The 17,747-nt window shown below is 41.6% G+C and carries 13 protein-coding genes; 7 read left to right on the plus strand and 6 right to left on the minus strand.

The window, feature by feature from the left end:
* Positions 1–46: 46 nt before the first annotated feature.
* The 4 genes from G6Q48_RS05145 to G6Q48_RS05160 form a co-directional block, all read right to left on the minus strand.
* On the minus strand, positions 47–715 hold the full coding sequence (locus G6Q48_RS05145; protein WP_102139841.1) for a M15 family metallopeptidase: 669 nt from the start codon (positions 713–715) through the stop codon (positions 47–49).
* The gene (gene dapE / locus G6Q48_RS05150; RefSeq protein WP_166264806.1) at positions 712–1,842 is read right to left on the minus strand and encodes a succinyl-diaminopimelate desuccinylase; all 1,131 of its coding nucleotides are present in this window, start codon (positions 1,840–1,842) and stop codon (positions 712–714) included. Before dapE ends, G6Q48_RS05145 begins: the two co-directional genes overlap by 4 nt.
* A gap of 13 nt (positions 1,843–1,855) precedes the next feature.
* Positions 1,856–2,227, minus strand: a complete 372-nt coding sequence (locus G6Q48_RS05155; RefSeq protein WP_166264809.1) for an ArsC family reductase — start codon at positions 2,225–2,227, stop codon at positions 1,856–1,858.
* A gap of 145 nt (positions 2,228–2,372) precedes the next feature.
* Positions 2,373–2,993 (minus strand): LuxR C-terminal-related transcriptional regulator, encoded by a 621-nt coding sequence (locus G6Q48_RS05160; RefSeq protein ID WP_102139843.1) that lies wholly within the window; start codon positions 2,991–2,993, stop codon positions 2,373–2,375.
* A 539-nt stretch (positions 2,994–3,532) separates the two neighbouring features.
* Between G6Q48_RS05160 and maeB the strand changes: the two genes are divergently transcribed.
* From maeB to G6Q48_RS05185, 5 genes are all read left to right on the plus strand, one after another.
* Positions 3,533–5,812 (plus strand): NADP-dependent oxaloacetate-decarboxylating malate dehydrogenase, encoded by a 2,280-nt coding sequence (maeB, locus tag G6Q48_RS05165; RefSeq protein ID WP_102139844.1) that lies wholly within the window; start codon positions 3,533–3,535, stop codon positions 5,810–5,812.
* A gap of 119 nt (positions 5,813–5,931) precedes the next feature.
* On the plus strand, positions 5,932–6,798 hold the full coding sequence (locus tag G6Q48_RS05170; protein ID WP_166264812.1) for a ChaN family lipoprotein: 867 nt from the start codon (positions 5,932–5,934) through the stop codon (positions 6,796–6,798).
* Between the two features lie 145 nt (positions 6,799–6,943).
* Complete coding sequence (locus G6Q48_RS05175) at positions 6,944–7,747, plus strand: energy transducer TonB family protein (protein ID WP_166264815.1); 804 nt, start codon at positions 6,944–6,946, stop codon at positions 7,745–7,747.
* 12 nt (positions 7,748–7,759) lie between these two features.
* The gene (locus G6Q48_RS05180) at positions 7,760–9,892 is read left to right on the plus strand and encodes a S9 family peptidase (RefSeq protein ID WP_166264817.1); all 2,133 of its coding nucleotides are present in this window, start codon (positions 7,760–7,762) and stop codon (positions 9,890–9,892) included.
* Positions 9,893–10,032: 140 nt separating this feature from the next.
* Complete coding sequence (locus G6Q48_RS05185) at positions 10,033–12,291, plus strand: TonB-dependent receptor domain-containing protein (RefSeq protein ID WP_166264819.1); 2,259 nt, start codon at positions 10,033–10,035, stop codon at positions 12,289–12,291.
* A gap of 62 nt (positions 12,292–12,353) precedes the next feature.
* On the opposite strand, the gene xseA is transcribed toward G6Q48_RS05185, so the two are convergent.
* Positions 12,354–13,721: an exodeoxyribonuclease VII large subunit gene (gene xseA, locus G6Q48_RS05190; protein WP_166264821.1), complete on the minus strand. Its 1,368-nt coding sequence runs from the start codon at positions 13,719–13,721 to the stop codon at positions 12,354–12,356.
* 170 nt (positions 13,722–13,891) lie between these two features.
* Here xseA and guaB point away from each other — a divergent pair, with 170 nt between their 5' ends.
* Both guaB and guaA read left to right on the plus strand, forming a co-directional pair.
* The gene (guaB, locus tag G6Q48_RS05200; protein WP_102138717.1) at positions 13,892–15,358 is read left to right on the plus strand and encodes an IMP dehydrogenase; all 1,467 of its coding nucleotides are present in this window, start codon (positions 13,892–13,894) and stop codon (positions 15,356–15,358) included.
* An 85-nt stretch (positions 15,359–15,443) separates the two neighbouring features.
* On the plus strand, positions 15,444–17,021 hold the full coding sequence (gene guaA / locus G6Q48_RS05205) for a glutamine-hydrolyzing GMP synthase (protein WP_166264823.1): 1,578 nt from the start codon (positions 15,444–15,446) through the stop codon (positions 17,019–17,021).
* 124 nt (positions 17,022–17,145) lie between these two features.
* Here the strand turns inward: guaA and G6Q48_RS05210 are convergent, their stop codons facing one another.
* Positions 17,146–17,628, minus strand: coding sequence for a glutathione peroxidase (locus G6Q48_RS05210; RefSeq protein WP_166264825.1), 483 nt, complete (start codon positions 17,626–17,628; stop codon positions 17,146–17,148).
* Positions 17,629–17,747: the final 119 nt, after the last annotated feature.

Here is a 17,747-nt window from a genome sequence, read left to right on the forward strand (position 1 = left end):
ATGTGATTTATGAGGCGTGATAGAAGTTGCTTTGCTAACTTAGGGGTTATTCAGGAGCTCTAATATAGCGTTCGAATACATAATCTAAGTTACTGTTTAACCAGTTTTTCCCGCAAATATCCTCTTGTTCTAGAACTTGCTTAATCACTTCTGGCGTTAATAGCTGTTCAGCTTCATGGGATAACGGCCAGTAGCTAATATGCCAAGGTTCATAGGCAACCCCTGCATTTTTGGCAGTAAAAGGGCGATAAAAATCAAATGTTGCCATATTATCCGTGAGCCAGTGATTTAGTTCAGCAAGGTAGCCGCCAGTTTCATACTCCCAAGGTTCTAACTGCAATGTTTGCCCTGCTGGGATACGTAATGGGTCATACACGTCTATTTCGGTTCCCCAATGATGACGGCTTGCACCAGGTAATGCAGACCAATGCAAAATCGCCTCACAAAGCTCACCTTCAGAAAGGGCTGTAATATCTAGAGGTTGGCTCTGTGCATCAAGAACAGGGCGGAGGCCGGTGAATTTTTCATTCCAAATTAACTGTTGACGTGAAAAATCACGAAATGCACTTGCTGACTGTAACTTGAAGCCTGCTTTTACCGCTGCTTGTTGCATGGCTAAAAATGCTTTGGTGGCATTAAACTGTAGGCGATGAGAGCCGCCAAGTGTCACTAAATGGTCCGTGGAACGGCCTGTTAGCATTGCGATGGTGATCATAATAACAATAGCTCCATGACTCGCTCATAAATTAAGGCCAGTTGTTGCAAGTCTTTGACACTAACGCATTCATCAACTTTATGTATGGTGGCATTCAATGGGCCGAGCTCAATCACTTGAGTTCCCATTTGGGCGATAAAACGACCATCCGATGTTCCACCACTTGTCGATAACTCTGCGTTAAGACCTGTCAGTTCATGAATTGCTTGCAGAGTTGCAGTGACAAGCTCTTGTTTTTCAGTCAAAAATGGCTGCCCAGATAATGACCATTCAATTTTGTATGTAAGGCCATGGCGGTCTAACATGTTAGTGACCCTGTCACGTATCTGTATGTCAGTCAATTCTGTGCTGAAACGAAAATTAAATTGAATAAATAACTCTCCGGGGATCACATTACTTGCCCCAGTACCTGCATGGATATTGGCAATTTGCATGGTAGTGGCAGGGAAGAACTCATTGCCGTTATCCCAGATAGTTGAGGTGAGCTCTTGCAAAAAAGCGGTTGAGCGGTGCACCGGGTTGTCCGCTAAATGGGGATAGGCAACGTGTCCCTGTGTACCCAAAATAGTTAAGTTCGCTGTAATAGAGCCTCTACGTCCATTCTTTATGATGTCGCCTAATTGTGATTGGCTTGACGGCTCACCGACTAAACAGTAATCAACGCGCTCATTACGTGCCATTAATGTTTCAACAACTTTAACCGTGCCATCCAACGCAGCAGCTTCTTCATCAGATGTGATTAAAAAGGCCAAGCGTCCTGGATGATGAGGGTGTTTTTTGACAAAACGCTCTGCGGCGATAACCATTGCTGCGACTGAACCTTTCATATCAGCAGCACCACGGCCATATAGATGCTGATTTATAATTGTTGGGTTAAACGGCGGAGTCTGCCAATTTTCGCTATTGCCTGCCGGTACAACATCGGTATGACCTGCGAATGCAAGGGTTGGCCCCTGAGTACCTCGATGTGCCCAAAAATTCAATGTGTCACCAAAATGCATGGGTTCAACAGTAAAACCAAGTTGGTTTAAGCGCTCGGTAAGTATTGCTTGGCAGCCTTGGTCATCGGGGCTGATAGAAGGGCGAGTAATTAATTCTTTGGCAAGCTGAATAACGGGGCAATCCATTATATCCACCTGATTATCGAATGAAGTTTTGGTAGTCATTAGCGTTAAACCCAACTAAGTATCGGTTATCTGGAGAAACAAGTACGGGCCTTTTGATCATGGCAGGCTCTGCAAGTAGTATTTTTTTCGCACTGTCTGCGTCAACAACTGCATTTTTTTCATCGTCAGTCAGTTTACGCCACGTTGTTCCCCGTTTATTGACTAACACTTCCCAATCAATATGTTCCATAAAGGTAGAAAGTAATTCATCGCTAATACCATCAACACGATAATCATGAAACTGATAGTTAACGCCATTATCTTCTAAGTAACGGCGTGCTTTTTTAATGGTGTCACAGTTTTTAATTCCGTACATGATATAAGGAGAGTTAGATGTATTTGGCATATGATTTTCCTCAAAAAAACTAGCGATAATCCTTACATAATGAGGCAAAAATCACTTGGGATCTAGCCCAAACTTGAGAAATATATAATAACCTTATAATTAAAAACTATGTGACTTAGCCTCGACAATTAATATATTAAAAAAATCATCTTGAGCGCATATAAATTAAACTAGCTTCTAGACGAGAGCGAACGCGTAACTTTTTAAGAATATTTCGAATGTGAACTTTAACAGTCTCCTCAGAAATAAAAAGCAAATTAGATATTTCACGATTTTTCAAGCCGACAGCCAGTTCATGTAAAATTTCAGATTCTCGTTTCGTCAGTACTGATAGCGGATCATTATAATTATGACGTGAAATAAGATGTTGATATATTTTTTCACTAAAAACCAATTGCCCTCTAGAGGCCTTCTTCATGCTATAAAATAGCATGTCAAGTTCACTGCTTTTCAATAAATAACCTTGTGCACCTGCATCAATAGCACCATATATATCTGTTTTAATTGTTGATGCAGATAACACTAGTAAGTAACTGTCATTGCAGTGTTTACGAAGTAATCGCATAGTTTCAAATGTTTTAATACCTTGAATATTGGTATCGATGATAATGAGATTAGGCTGTAGGTGCCTTGCGATACTTAAGGCTTCGTAACAACAAGAGCACTCTGCTGTGACACTAAAGTGTGTATCTGTATTTATGAGCTGACGCAATCCCAAGCGTATAATAGGGTGCTCATCAATAATCATTACTGTATATTTAGACATAGAGGGTTCCTTTTTTATGTCTCAAACGTCAAAGTCTAGTTAAGTATTCCCCATAAAATAGACAATCTGATTTCAATATGTTTATTATATTTAATAAGTATATTAATAATTATAAAACTAGTTTGGTATATTATTAATGTTACTTCTTTAATTAATTTGAATAGCTATGCTAATAAAATAAGGTGTTTATCGATAATACATTAAAATCAGAAAATTCATATCTAATATTTAAATTAAAATTAAAAATAAGTGATTTTGAAACGGAATTACACAGTGTTGTTAGGTAATTAATTATTTATATATATTACCATCATGAAATTAACTATAAATTATTTTAGTTTTATTTTTAATAATTAAAACGGTGTTGCGATATAATCAAAGCGATTACGTTTTACTCTAATAGTGGCCTAACTCTATTGTCACTGAAAGGCTGTAACTGAAAGATTTTTCTGGAAATTGCAGGTATGATCATGATTTGCTAGTGAGATGTGTTTATACTGTTATCGCTCTTACCTTACTTATTTTGAAAGGACTTGACGATGGATGATAAATTAAAACAAAGTGCTCTTGATTTTCATGAGTTTCCACATCCTGGGAAAATTACGGTTACCCCAACTAAACCCCTAACAACCCAGAGAGATCTCGCATTAGCATACTCACCAGGTGTTGCAGTGCCATGTCTTGAAATTGCAGATGACCCACTTAAAGCTTATCGTTACACGGCTAAAGGTAACCTTGTCGGGGTGGTGTCTAATGGTACTGCTGTTCTTGGGTTAGGTAATATCGGTGCTTTGGCTGGTAAGCCCGTCATGGAAGGGAAAGGTGTACTATTTAAAAAGTTTTCTGGTGTTGATGTCTTTGATATTGAAGTTGATGAAACCGATCCAGACAAGCTCGTGGATATCATAGCATCCCTTGAGCCGACTTTTGGCGGTATTAACTTAGAAGATATCAAAGCACCAGAATGCTTTTATATTGAACAAAAACTCCGTGAGCGGATGAAAATCCCTGTATTCCATGATGACCAACACGGAACGGCGATCATCTGTACTGCTGCTGTCATTAATGGGCTACGGATTGTTAAAAAAGAGATTGGTGATGTTCGCCTAGTCGTTTCTGGCGCAGGGGCAGCATCAATCGCTTGTATGAATCTATTAGTCGCATTAGGGTTGAAACGCGAACATATCACCGTCTGTGATTCTAAAGGGGTGATTTATAAAGGCCGTGACGAGCGCATGGATGTGACTAAAGCCGCGTATGCAATTGAAGATAACGGTCAACGTACTTTAGCGGATGCTATTCCTAATGCAGATATTTTCTTAGGTTGTTCAGGTCCTCGCCTTTTAACGCCAGAAATGGTGAAAACCATGGCAAAAGATCCACTGATCTTAGCATTGGCTAACCCTGAACCTGAAATATTGCCACCGTTAGCGAAAGAAGTTCGTCCTGATGCCATCATTTGTACCGGTCGCTCTGATTACCCAAATCAGGTTAATAACGTGTTATGTTTCCCATTCATTTTCCGTGGTGCGTTAGATGTCGGTGCAACAACGATAAATGAAGAGATGAAACTGGCTTGTGTGTACGCCATTGCAGATTTGGCATTGGCAGAACAAAGCGAAGAAGTGGCTTCAGCGTATGGCAATCAAGATCTATTCTTTGGCCCTGAGTATATTATTCCGAAACCATTTGACCCACGTTTGATTGTTAAAATTGCACCGGCTGTGGCAAAAGCGGCAATGGACTCAGGGGTAGCAACACGTCCAATTGAAGATTTCGATGCTTATATCGAAAAATTGAACCAATTTGTTTATAAAACAAACTTATTTATGAAGCCTATTTTCTCCCAAGCGAAGACTGCGAAAAAACGCATTGTTTTAGCCGAAGGGGAAGAAGAACGTGTATTACATGCCACTCAAGAGCTGGTTTCTTTAGGTTTAGCTTTCCCAGTTTTAGTTGGGCGTCCAAGTGTGATTGAAATGCGTATTCAAAAACTTGGCCTACATATTGAGTTAGGTAAAGATTTTGAAGTGGTCAATAATGAAAATGACCCGCGTTATAAAGAGTATTGGCAAGAATATTACCAAATCATGAAACGTCGTGGTGTTTCCCAAGAAATGGCGCGCCGTGCAGTGATTAATAACCCAACCTTAATTGGTGGGATCATGGTGTTACGTGGCGAAGCTGACGGGATGATTTGTGGTACTGTCGGAAGTTATGGCGAACACTACGAAGTGGTTAAAGAACTGTTTGGTTTCCGCGAAGGTGTTCATACCGCTGGTGCAATGAACGCATTATTACTGCCAACGGGGAATACATTCATTGCAGACACTTATGTCAATGAAGACCCTTCACCGGAAGAGCTAACTGAAATCACGTTAATGGCAGCGGATACGGTAAGACGCTTTGGTATTGAACCGAAAGTCGCGCTGTTATCGCGTTCTAGCTTTGGCTCTTCAGATTGCTCATCAGCACAAAAAATGCGTGATACGTTATCGATGATCAAAGCACGTGACCCACATCTTGAAATTGACGGCGAAATGCATGCGGATGCCGCATTAATTGAGTCTATCCGTAAAGATGTGATGCCAGATAGCCCATTAAAAGGTTCAGCAAATTTATTAATAATGCCAAATATGGAAGCGGCACGTATTAGTTATAACTTATTGCGTGTGACTAGCTCTGATGGTGTGACTGTCGGGCCGGTGTTGATGGGGGTTGCGAAACCTGTGCATATTTTGACACCAATTGCGTCGGTACGCCGTATCGTGAATATGGTTGCTTTAGCGGTTGTTGAGGCTCAAACAAATCCTCTCTAACGGTTAATATTAGTTAATCCCTTTTAAAGGCTTCTATGGTTTCATAGTGGCCTTTTTTATTGAAAATGATTCTCATTATCTGTATCTTGTGGGTTTGACTACACAAGACGGAAAGCATAATGATTTCAATTAGATTGACCTCTCGAATAGCCACTTTGATAGTTGGGTTATTCTTTCTTATTGGTTGTACACAAAAAGTTGAACCGACAACCGTACAATTAGATAACCAACTAACAGTTAGTAACCAAATTATTGACTTAGCAACAGGTAAGTCTTTAACTCCTCAACAATTAATTGAGCAGCTTGCTCAATCTCCACGTGTGATCGTGGGAGAAAAGCATGATAACCACTATCACCACCAAATTGAGCAGTGGCTTGCACAAGAAATGCCAAAAATACGTCCTCAAGGCGCGGTTTTACTCGAAATGCTGACACCTTCACAGCAAAAGGGCGTGAGCCGTGTACAGGCACAGATGCAAAGTAACCCCTATATTCGTGATGAAAAGTTACAGTCTGCCTTAAATTGGAATAGCGGCTGGCCTTGGGAACAATATGGGTCTTTAATCCGCCATTTGCTGAGCTCACCTTATCCACTACTGTCTGCAAATTTAGACAAAGAAGAGGTGCTTGCCGCCTATGCTAACCCGTCATCGATAGCGGGGCAGTATTCTACTCAGCCTATTGTTCAAGAACTTATCAGCAAAACGATTGAAAGTTCTCATGGTGGGGAGCTTACAGCGGAACAAGTTATAAGAATGACGTTCGTACAGCAGCTGCGTGACCGTCGTATGGCAGAGTCGTTATTAAATGCGCCTACACCAGCGCTTCTGTTCGCAGGTGGCTACCATGCAACAAGAGCTATTGGTGTCCCCTTGCATGTGCAAGATCTCGCCCCTGATGAACCAATGAAAGTGTTAATTATTTCGGAAAGAGGGGAAGAAATAGACCACTTACATGCGGATTTTGTGTGGTACACACCTAAATGATGACTAAATAATAGCAACCTAATGATTTCAAAAAAGTTAATTTTGTGAAGTAATCTTTATTTTCATTAAGAAATGATTTCCATTTTCATTTGTTATTAATTATCATTTGCGTTTATGTGAGAATACGTAAGTATGAAAGATAAAAATGAGTATAACAACATTTGAAAATGAGTATTTAAAGCGAACGACAAAGATGAGTGGTTGGCTCGCATTGGCAATCGCTCTTCATGTTGTGGTTGTTGGCGTGTATTTATGGGTAACTCACAATCAACAATGGGAAGAGTTATTGCCACCGCCATCCGTGGTCATGGAAATTTCGATTGAGTCGCAAGCGGTGCAATTGACAGAAGCTAACATTGGTCAGTTACAAGAGTTATCTGTGGCGAGTCAAGTTCATGAGGCACCGTCTGAAGATAAAATTATCCCACCCCTAGCAGTCAATGAGCAGGCAGAAGTGCAAGTGGCTAAGGCGGTGAGTAAACAGCGAACAGTTGAAGTCAAAAAACAAAAACATGAAAAGCAGGTGGTTGAACAAAAACAAGCGACTGATTCAAAAGCCAATGATGCTCCTGTCACCAGTGATGCAGCAGCACCATTACAGACGCAGAAAATTGCGGCAGAATTTAATAGCCAGTCACAATCGATAGAGAACGCGAAAAGGCTGTGGGAAGCTCAAGTATTGGGAAAACTAAATAAATACAAGCGGTTCCCTGAAGATGCCGTAAGGCGAGGGCGAGTTGGTCAATCAACCGTGACATTCACGGTTGACCCACAAGGTTTTTTACTTGGTAGCGACTTGGTGAGTTCATCTGGAACGCGATCTTTGGACAGAGAAGCGTTGCAGGTGCTCTCAAGGGCGGCGCCGTTACCTGAACCACCGGCCGAAATTTTAGTTAATGGGCGGGTAACGGTCAGGATCCCTATTGATTTTACTCTTAATGAAAAATAGATTGGATTAATTATGCGTAATAAACTCACTGAGTTTTGTCTTATTACATTACTTGGTTTATATGCAGCCACTAGTGCTGCGGAGGAAAGAATGTCAGCACCAATAGCACAAAAGCAACCTCATACCATTACCACTCACGGAGATGTCCGTGTTGACAACTATTACTGGTTAAGAGATGACCAGCGTGAGTCTCCCGAAGTTATCGAATATTTAACGCAAGAAAATAATTATACGCAGCAACAACTTGAAAAAGGTGAGCCGTTAAAAAAAGAAATTTACGATGAACTATTTTCGCGTATGAAGCAGGATGATGAATCAGTTCCTTATAATTATAATGGTTATACTTACCGCTCACGAGTGGTTGCAGGCAAAAACTACTCTATCTATGAAAGGCGCCCGGTAAATAGCCAGGGTGAATGGGCTGTATTAGTTGATGGTAATGAACGTGCAGAAGGCACTGAATATTATCGTATGGGCGCATTAGCGATTTCGCCAGATAATACCACGCTTGCCATCGCTGAAGATCGCCAAGGGCGTAATGAATTTGTCGTGTCATTTCGCAAAATTGATGAGAGCGAGTGGCAAGAAAATGTGTTAACCAATACATCAGGTAATATTGTTTGGGCCAATGACAACCAAACGCTATTCTATGTGAATAAGGACAAGCAAACATTGCTTCCTTTTCAAGTCGTTAGGCACCAATATGGCACACAGCAAACTCAAGACAAACTGGTGTACGAAGAAAAGGATGATACTTTTTACGTTAGTTTATCGAAATCAACTTCAAAAGATTTTATTTTAATTGGTATCACGAGTACTGAAACCTCTGAATACCGGTTAATTGATGCAAATCAGCCACAAAATGACGCTAAAATCTTGAAACCTCGTCAAACAGGTGTTGAGTACTATCCTGATCATTTCAACGGTAAATTCTATATTCGTTCTAATCACCAGCACCCATTATTTGGTTTATATATTGCAGACAATATTTCAGCTCCGTGGGCAAGTTTTATAGCACCACGTGATGGGGTTGACCTTGAAGGTTTTGCTTTATTTAATAATTGGCTAGTGATAGAAGAGCGCCAAAATGGCTTAGTAAATATTCGCCAAATCAGCTGGTTAACGCATAAAGAAAATCAAGTAAGCTTTGATGACCCAACGTATATGGCATGGATTAGTAATAACCCTGAGCCTGATACAGATATATTACGCTACGGCTATTCATCAATGACCACACCGTCTTCAGTATATGAAATTAATATGCTGACTCAAGAAAAACAGCTTTTAAAACAAGAAGAAGTTAAAGATTTTAATAAGCAAAACTACCAAAGTGAGCGTATTTGGGTTACTGCACAAGATGGAGTAAAAGTTCCGGTTTCCTTGGTTTATCGTAAAGATCTTTTCAAACATGGCCAAAACCCATTGTTAGTCTATGGTTATGGCGCTTATGGATATGGTATTGACCCTTCATTTAGCTCATCTCGTTTGTCTTTACTGGATCGTGGCTTTGTTTACGCGATTGCTCATATTCGTGGTGGTGGTGACTTAGGTAAAAATTGGTACATACAAGGTAAAACAATCCACAAGATGAATACTTTTACTGACTTTATTGATGCAACCAAAGGGTTATTATCAGAAGGTTATGGTAAAGCAGGGCATGTGTATGCCATGGGCGGAAGTGCTGGTGGGCTATTAATGGGCGCTGTAGTGAACATGGCACCTGATTTATACGAGGGTGTTGTTTCCGCGGTTCCATTTGTTGATGTGGTGACCACAATGTTAGACCCGTCAATCCCATTGACCACTGGGGAGTATGATGAGTGGGGTAACCCTGAGAATGAAGAGGACTACTGGCGAATTAAAGCGTATAGCCCTTATGACAATATCAAAGCACAGCATTATCCGCACATATTAGTGACGACAGGGCTACATGACTCACAAGTTCAATATTGGGAACCTGCAAAATGGGTGGCTAAATTGCGGGATATTAAACAAGGCAATTCATTATTATTATTAGAAACGAATATGAATGCAGGGCATGGTGGTAAATCGGGCCGCTTTAATGCGTTAGATGATATTGCTCAAGAATATAGTTTTATTCTTATGCTTGAAAATAAAGATAAATATTTTCCTTATTTAAAATAATAATTAGCCTATAAAATTGAGGTTATTTCAGGTCAGCAACAATATTAATGACATTGTTGCTGAGCCTTTTCACAGGCTTTATTTGCCCTGTGTTAGCAGTGTGAGCGTATGACACACAGTACGTTTACAGGAATGGTTTAATGAATAATAAAACAATAATTATGGTAGCTGGCTTTATTGCCACTGGCTACCAAGGGATTGCTTTGGCTGAAAATACACAGCAGCAAAATAAGCAGAAAGAGGGTGTGGTTAATTTTAGCCAATTAAAAGTTTCAGGTGCACAAAAACAAACACCATTAGTCAAGGCATTGGAAAAACCGGGGGCTTACAGTGCGGTGGGGACAGAAAATAAATTGCAGTCGATGGATAAAATAATCCGCACCATGCCAGGGACTTATACGCAAATGGATGCTAGCCAAGGAACGGTTAACGTGAATATTCGCGGGTTAAGTGGTTTTGGTCGCGTGAATATGATGGTTGATGGTATCACTCAAAGTTATTATGGTAATTCCCCAAGTAAGTACACACACGGGATGCAGCCAAGTAATGATTTTGGCTCATTAATAGATCCTAACTTTATAGTGTCGGTAGAAGTAGAAAAAGGACAGCTAAATGGCAGTAATAGTGTCAACGCCTTAGCGGGGAGTGCAAATTTCCGCACTATCGGTATTGATGATGTCATTTTCAATAACAACTTATATGGCCTACGTAGTAAGGCCAGTTGGGGAGATAATGGTCTCGGTTATAATGGCATGGTTGCAGTTGCAGGAAAGACATTATTACAAGATGATGGCTATTTTGGCGGTTTAATTGCGGTTAGCGGCCATAATATTCCTGGTAGTTATAAGAATGGTGATGGGTTTGATAGTGATGAATTTGCCACAGACCCATCATTTAAACAAAAACCACAATCCCAATTAGCCAAACTGAAATATAAACCTAATGACAGTCATGAATTAGAATTTAGTGGCCGTTTCTTACAAAATAAGTTAACTAGCAGAAAGATTAATAGTGATGACTATTACCTTAAATATAAATACACCCCATTAAATGAATTAATTGATGTGGAAATATTGGCAAGCCATGGAAATAATCAGCAGAAACTCCAAGGTGATCCCGTTGGTGGCGCGTACAGAGATGCCATATCTAAAAATAAATCAGATAGTATAAATTTATCCAATACTAGCCATTTTTCTTATGGCGACGTGGATTATAAATGGCAAGTTGGTTCGAAATTAATGAAAACCAAGTACAGTAAGGAAGCTCAATCTGTTGAAGACCCAAACACCCAGAAAAACAATCCATTTGCACCAAGCGGAACACAAGATATTGCCAGTGTATATACTCAGTTTGAAGCGAAATACGATATCTACACAGCGATATTTGACCTTAATTACCTCAATTATAGTGTGAAAGGCTATAAACCTGAGTGTGATGCAACAGAGAAATGTTTTCCTCAAGAAGCCAGTAATCTGAATATTAAAGATAGCGGAATTAACCCTGGAATATTATTATCCGCACAACTCATTCCTGAATTCCAACCCTTTGTTAGCTATGCTCATTCAATGCGAGCACCAAATTCACAAGAAGCTTTTTTCTCCTCAAATGGTGGCCAGACTATGAATCCATTTCTTAAGGGGGAAAAATCGAAAACTTGGCAGGTTGGCTTTAATAGCTTAAAACCTGATTTAGTGGTGGAGGGTGACCAATTTAACCTGAAAGCATTGTGGTTTCATACTCAGGTTAAAGACTACATCACGAGTAAAGCTTTCATTCTTTGTCGTTCCAATCCACGGGATGAATTTGATTGGTGTTTAGTCAATGATGATGTATGGGATAAAGAGAATCCACCCATGTCTCAGCGAGCAGAAATGTATGTGAATGACCACCGAAATGTGAATCTACGTGGGTATGAACTGCAAGCCAACTATGATGCAGGTGTATTTTACTCAATGATTTCCTATACCAAAGAGTCAGGAAAACAACCAGTTTCTATTAATAGTACCTCTGCATTTAGTGCCGGGGACTTTACGCAATTACCCGACTATTACCTAACATTAGATTCAGGTGTGCGTTTGCTGGATGAAAAGCTGACACTGGGGTCAACGATAACGTGGACAGGGCCGTCTAAGCGAATTAGCCCAGTTCTTGATGCCGACCAAAATGGTGACGCTATGACGGAAAAATACGAAAAACAGCCAACCATTATTGATGTATATGCAGATTATGAAATTAATAAAAACGTTAAGTTGATGATGACCATTAACAATGTGACAAATAAAAACTATACCGATGCATTAAATCGCGCAAATTCGGGTGCAATTATGGAAGAACGAGGGCGAAATAACGAAACGGGTAGAGGGCGTACCTATATGATAGGTGGGCAGGTGCGTTTCTAATCAACATATAAATTTAACACCACTTATCTCGTTATTTTTATCGAGATAAGTGGATAAAATAATTATTTCGATACTCTTTTGACTTTAACCTTCTCAATGTGGGTGACTTGGCTTTCAACCCAGCCATCATTAAGGCGTGTTTTCAACGGTTGGCCGACTTTCACTTGGCTGGTTTTTTTCAACACAGTGCCTTTAGCGGTTTCACTGATACTAAACCCGCGAGCTAGGGTGGCTAATGGGCTAACCGCTTCCATTTTCGAACAAGCCACTGCGAATCGCTGGCGATAGCTATTGACCAAATGGGTAACCATATTTTGCAAATGATATTGCGTCTGTTGCAGCTGGCGTTGTTGTTTTTGCAGATGTGGGCGCAAATCATTTTGCAGTAAACGACGATTAACTTTCTCGAATTTAGCCGTTGAACTTTGTAGTTGCCGCGTCATCGACTGCGCCAGCTTTTGCTGCAATAAACTGAGCTGGTTATGTTGCCTTGCCAACCGCAATTGCGGGTGTTGCTGCTGTAGGCGGTGATGCAAGCGTGCGAATCTTTGTTGTTGACCTGCCACGTAATAATCCATCGCCATTTCAAGGTGTTGCTGTGCTGATTTTAGCTGGCGGAGCATTTCTAACTGGTTACGGCTAACAAGCTCAGCGGCGGCTGACGGGGTTGGCGCTCTTACGTCCGCCACATAGTCGGCAATTGTCACATCGGTTTCATGGCCAACAGCGCTAATTATTGGCAGTTGGCTGGCAAAAATGGCTCTAGCAACGATTTCTTCATTAAATGCCCATAAATCTTCAAGTGAACCGCCTCCGCGACCGACGATCAACACATCGCATTCTTGACGTAGGTTTGCTAGCTCAATCATTCGAGCAATTTGTGCTGGCGCCATCTCACCTTGAACGGCCGTTGGGTAGATGATGATAGGCAGGGAAGGGTCACGACGACGTAAAATATTTAAAATATCATGTAGGGCTGCACCTGTTGCCGAGGTAATGATACCGACAGACTTAGCAGGGCTAGGGAGCGGTTTTTTATGAATAATATCAAATAAGCCTTGTGCGCTTAGCGTTTGCTTTAATAGCTCAAAACGCTGTTGCAGTAACCCTTCACCGGCGGGCTGCATGCTTTCAAGGATTAATTGATAGTCGCCTCGTGGCTCATACAAGGTGACGGTCGCTCTGACTAACACCTGTTGACCATTCTGGGGGCGGAAAGTGACACGCGCATTTTGCCCACGGAACATTGCTGCACGAACCTGAGCCCGATCATCTTTTAAGGTTAGATACCAATGACCGGAGCTGGGTTGCGAAAAATTAGAAATTTCTGCGGTTAACCAAATACGACCCATTTGGTTATCAAGAAGTTCTCGAACCGTCTGGTTAAGCTTGCTAACAGAGTAAATTGCGCTATTTTGTGATGTCGACATGTGAGCCAGATCAAATTTTAAAACAATGACTTAATCGTTAGATACTAACCTAGCCATAAGAGTTATCAAGTTTTTTTCAAAAAAACGCTGGAAGCAACCGTTTTCGGTGTGTATAATGCCGCGGCAATATTTTATACCTTTCCATAACGCTGCCTGGTGGGATATTGCCTATGTTACGCATTAAAAAAGAAGCACTAACTTTCGACGACGTTTTACTCGTTCCTGCACACTCAACGGTATTACCAAATACTGCAGACTTATCAACTCAACTGACTGCAAACATCCGCCTGAACATTCCTATGCTTTCTGCAGCCATGGATACTGTCACTGAATCTGACCTTGCTATCGCATTAGCACAAGAAGGTGGCATTGGCTTCATCCATAAAAATATGACTATTGAGCGCCAAGCGGAAGAAGTTCGCCGCGTGAAAAAGCATGAAAGTGGTGTGGTTACTGATCCTGTCACCGTAACGCCAGATACGACCATTCGTGAAGTGCAAGAAATGGCTGAGCGTAATGGGTTCGCGGGTTATCCTGTTGTTGCTAAAGACAATTCACTAGTCGGTATCATTACTGGCCGTGACGTGCGTTTCGTGACAGATTTAGACCAACCTGTTACCGCAGTGATGACGCCAAAAGAGCGTTTAGTGACTGTAAAAGAAGGCGAAGCACGCGAAGTCGTTTTGCAAAAAATGCATGAAAAACGTGTAGAAAAAGCCTTAGTGATCGATGATAACTTTCATTTGTTAGGGATGATCACCGTTAAAGATTTCCAAAAAGCAGAACGTAAACCAAACGCGTGTAAAGACGAGCAAGGCCGTTTACGTGTTGGCGCTGCAGTTGGTGCCGGCGCAGGAAATGAAGAGCGTGTTGATGCGCTGGTGGCCGCTGGCGTTGATGTTTTATTAATTGACTCATCACATGGTCATTCAGAAGGTGTCCTACAACGTATCCGTGAAACTCGCCAAAAATACCCTGATTTGCAAATTATTGGTGGTAACGTTGCAACAGCTGAAGGGGCTAAAGCCTTAGCAGATGCCGGTGTTAGCGCAGTTAAAGTGGGTATTGGTCCGGGTTCTATTTGTACCACACGTATCGTAACAGGCGTTGGTGTACCACAAATCACAGCGATTGCAGAAGCGGCAGAAGCGCTTGAAGGTACTGGTATTCCTGTTATTGCGGATGGTGGTATTCGTTTTTCTGGCGACATCTCTAAAGCTATCGCGGCAGGCGCAGCCTGTGTGATGGTCGGCTCAATGTTCGCAGGAACTGAAGAGTCTCCGGGAGAAACCATTTTATTCCAAGGCCGTACTTACAAAGCATACCGTGGTATGGGCTCACTTGGTGCGATGTCTAAAGGTTCGTCAGACCGCTACTTCCAATCGGATAATGCAGCAGACAAATTAGTGCCAGAAGGGATTGAAGGCCGTGTCGCGTATAAAGGCCGTTTAAAAGAAATTATACATCAACAAATGGGTGGTTTACGCTCCTGTATGGGGCTGACCGGCTGTGGTACTATTGATGCATTAAGAACAAAAGCAGAATTTGTTCGCATTAGTGGTGCGGGTATCCAAGAAAGCCACGTCCATGATGTTACTATCACGAAAGAGTCTCCAAACTACCGTTTGGGGCAATAATCGATAAAGTTTCTCAGGGTGACGCATGCGTTTGTTTGCGTCACCGATTCTTATTTTTGACTTGAATTTTTGGAATTCTCCTCAAATGACAACAAATATCCATAAACATCGCATTCTTATTCTTGATTTCGGCTCGCAATATACACAGCTGATCGCTCGTCGCATCCGTGAAATTGGCGTTTACTGTGAACTCTGGGCGTGGGACGTTACAGAAGAACAAATTCGAGGATTTAATCCAAACGGTATTATTCTTTCTGGTGGACCAGAAAGTACGACTGAATCAGATAGCCCACGTGCCCCTGATTACGTATTTAATGCAGGCGTTCCTGTATTAGGTATTTGTTATGGCATGCAAACCATGTCAATGCAGTTGGGTGGTGCAGTTGAAGTCTCTGGTGAACGTGAATTCGGTTATGCTAATGTTGAAATCACTGAGCAATGTGAATTATTCCGTGATATTCATGACTCTCTGAACGAAGCGGGCAAACCAGTACTTGATGTCTGGATGAGCCATGGTGATAAAGTGACTGCAATTCCAGCAGACTTTAAAACCATTGCCAGCACACCAAGCTGCCCATATGCCATCATGGCAAATGAAGAGAAAAAATTCTACGGTGTTCAATTCCACCCAGAAGTGACTCACACTCACCAAGGCCTAAATATTTTAACGCGTTTTGTGAAAGATATTTGCCAATGTGAAGCCCTGTGGACACCAGCTGCAATTATCGAAGACACAGTAGCGCGTTTAAAAGAGCAAATTGGTGATGACCACGTACTGCTTGCATTATCGGGTGGTGTTGATTCATCGGTTACGGCATTGCTATTAAACCGCGCAATTGGTAAACGTTTAACCTGTGTGTTCGTTGATAACGGTTTATTGCGTTTAAACGAAGCAGACCAAGTAATGGAAATGTTCGCAGGTAAATTTGACCTAAACATCATCCATGCAAAAGCCGAAGATCGCTTCTTAAATGCATTAGCTGGGATCAGCGATCCAGAAGCTAAACGTAAGAAAATTGGCCATGTGTTTATCGAAGTATTTGATGAAGAGTCATCTAAGCTGCCTAATATCAAATGGTTGGCTCAAGGGACGATTTACCCAGACGTTATCGAATCAGCAGCATCAGCAACTGGCAAAGCGCATGTCATCAAGTCTCACCATAACGTAGGTGGCTTACCGGATGACATGAAGCTTGGTTTAGTTGAGCCATTAAAAGAGCTGTTTAAAGATGAAGTGCGTAAGATTGGTTTAGAGTTAGGTCTGCCGTACGACATGTTATATCGCCACCCATTCCCAGGCCCAGGCTTAGGGGTTCGCGTGCTAGGTGAAGTGAAGAAAGAGTACTGTGACTTACTACGCCGCGCAGACGCTATCTTTATCGAAGAACTGCACAAAGCGGATTTATATCATAAAGTTAGCCAAGCATTTACTGTATTTTTACCTGTCCGCTCTGTCGGTGTTATGGGTGATGGCCGTAAATACGACTGGGTTGTTTCATTACGTGCAGTTGAAACCATCGACTTTATGACCGCGCATTGGGCTCATTTACCTTATGACTTCCTAGGCCGCGTTTCAAACCGCATCATTAATGAGGTCGAAGGCATTTCAAGGGTTGTATATGATATAAGCGGCAAACCGCCTGCGACAATTGAGTGGGAATAATCCCCCAATAAGAACCAGCTGGCACTGACTGGCAAAATAACGACTTAAGCCCATGTAAAAGTGGGCTTTTTTGTTTTTTTAGTCTTTAATAGCATTCGATTTAATTAAGCAAATTAGTGAACACTTAAATTTGAAGTGCCGAAAGGATTATTGCTTCCATTTTTTCAGGGGTAGTGAATGGCGCGAAGCGTTTGAGCGGTTTACCATCACGCCCGATCAAGAATTTAGTAAAGTTCCACTTGATTCGCCCACCCATTACACCTGGTAGCTCGTTTTTCAGGTAACGGAATATTGGGTGAGCTGAGCTTCCATTAACGTCGACTTTTTCGAACATTGGAAAGCTCACTTCGTAGTTAATAAAGCAGGTCTGCGCGATTTCCTCAGCGCCACCGGGTTCTTGTTTGCCAAACTGATTACAGGGGAATCCCAGCACCACAAAGCCCTGAGGAGCATATTTCTTGTAGAGTGATTCTAAGCCGTTGTATTGTGGTGTAAAACCACAATGACTGGCGGTATTAACGACGAGAACAACCTTACCAGCGTAGTCTTTCATAGAGATAAGTTGCCCGCCGAGACTCGTCGCTGCTAATTGATGAAAGGGGGCCATAGTAGGATCCTTAGAGTAGAGCCAATCGACATAAGCCAATATAGCCGCTGATTGTGTGGTAGGCCTGAAATCTTGAGCCGGTTATATTGGCAAATTCTAAAGGTAAAAACAACATACTG

Source organism: Providencia sp. M-27 (genome assembly GCF_011077905.1).
GTDB classification, from domain to species: Bacteria; Pseudomonadota; Gammaproteobacteria; order Enterobacterales; family Enterobacteriaceae; genus Providencia; species Providencia huaxiensis.

What these genes read in the sequence shown, in the direction of transcription:
- G6Q48_RS05145 (WP_102139841.1), bottom strand. Translation starts at nt 715, where the DNA reads ATGATCACCATCGCAATGCTAACAGGCCGTTCCACGGACCATTTAGTG.
- dapE (WP_166264806.1), bottom strand. Translation starts at nt 1,842, where the DNA reads ATGGATTGCCCCGTTATTCAGCTTGCCAAAGAATTAATTACTCGCCCT.
- G6Q48_RS05155 (WP_166264809.1), bottom strand. Translation starts at nt 2,227, where the DNA reads ATGCCAAATACATCTAACTCTCCTTATATCATGTACGGAATTAAAAAC.
- G6Q48_RS05160 (WP_102139843.1), bottom strand. Translation starts at nt 2,993, where the DNA reads ATGTCTAAATATACAGTAATGATTATTGATGAGCACCCTATTATACGC.
- maeB (WP_102139844.1), top strand. Translation starts at nt 3,533, where the DNA reads ATGGATGATAAATTAAAACAAAGTGCTCTTGATTTTCATGAGTTTCCA.
- G6Q48_RS05170 (WP_166264812.1), top strand. Translation starts at nt 5,932, where the DNA reads ATGATTTCAATTAGATTGACCTCTCGAATAGCCACTTTGATAGTTGGG.
- G6Q48_RS05175 (WP_166264815.1), top strand. Translation starts at nt 6,944, where the DNA reads ATGAGTATAACAACATTTGAAAATGAGTATTTAAAGCGAACGACAAAG.
- G6Q48_RS05180 (WP_166264817.1), top strand. Translation starts at nt 7,760, where the DNA reads ATGCGTAATAAACTCACTGAGTTTTGTCTTATTACATTACTTGGTTTA.
- G6Q48_RS05185 (WP_166264819.1), top strand. Translation starts at nt 10,033, where the DNA reads ATGAATAATAAAACAATAATTATGGTAGCTGGCTTTATTGCCACTGGC.
- xseA (WP_166264821.1), bottom strand. Translation starts at nt 13,721, where the DNA reads ATGTCGACATCACAAAATAGCGCAATTTACTCTGTTAGCAAGCTTAAC.
- guaB (WP_102138717.1), top strand. Translation starts at nt 13,892, where the DNA reads ATGTTACGCATTAAAAAAGAAGCACTAACTTTCGACGACGTTTTACTC.
- guaA (WP_166264823.1), top strand. Translation starts at nt 15,444, where the DNA reads ATGACAACAAATATCCATAAACATCGCATTCTTATTCTTGATTTCGGC.
- G6Q48_RS05210 (WP_166264825.1), bottom strand. Translation starts at nt 17,628, where the DNA reads ATGGCCCCCTTTCATCAATTAGCAGCGACGAGTCTCGGCGGGCAACTT.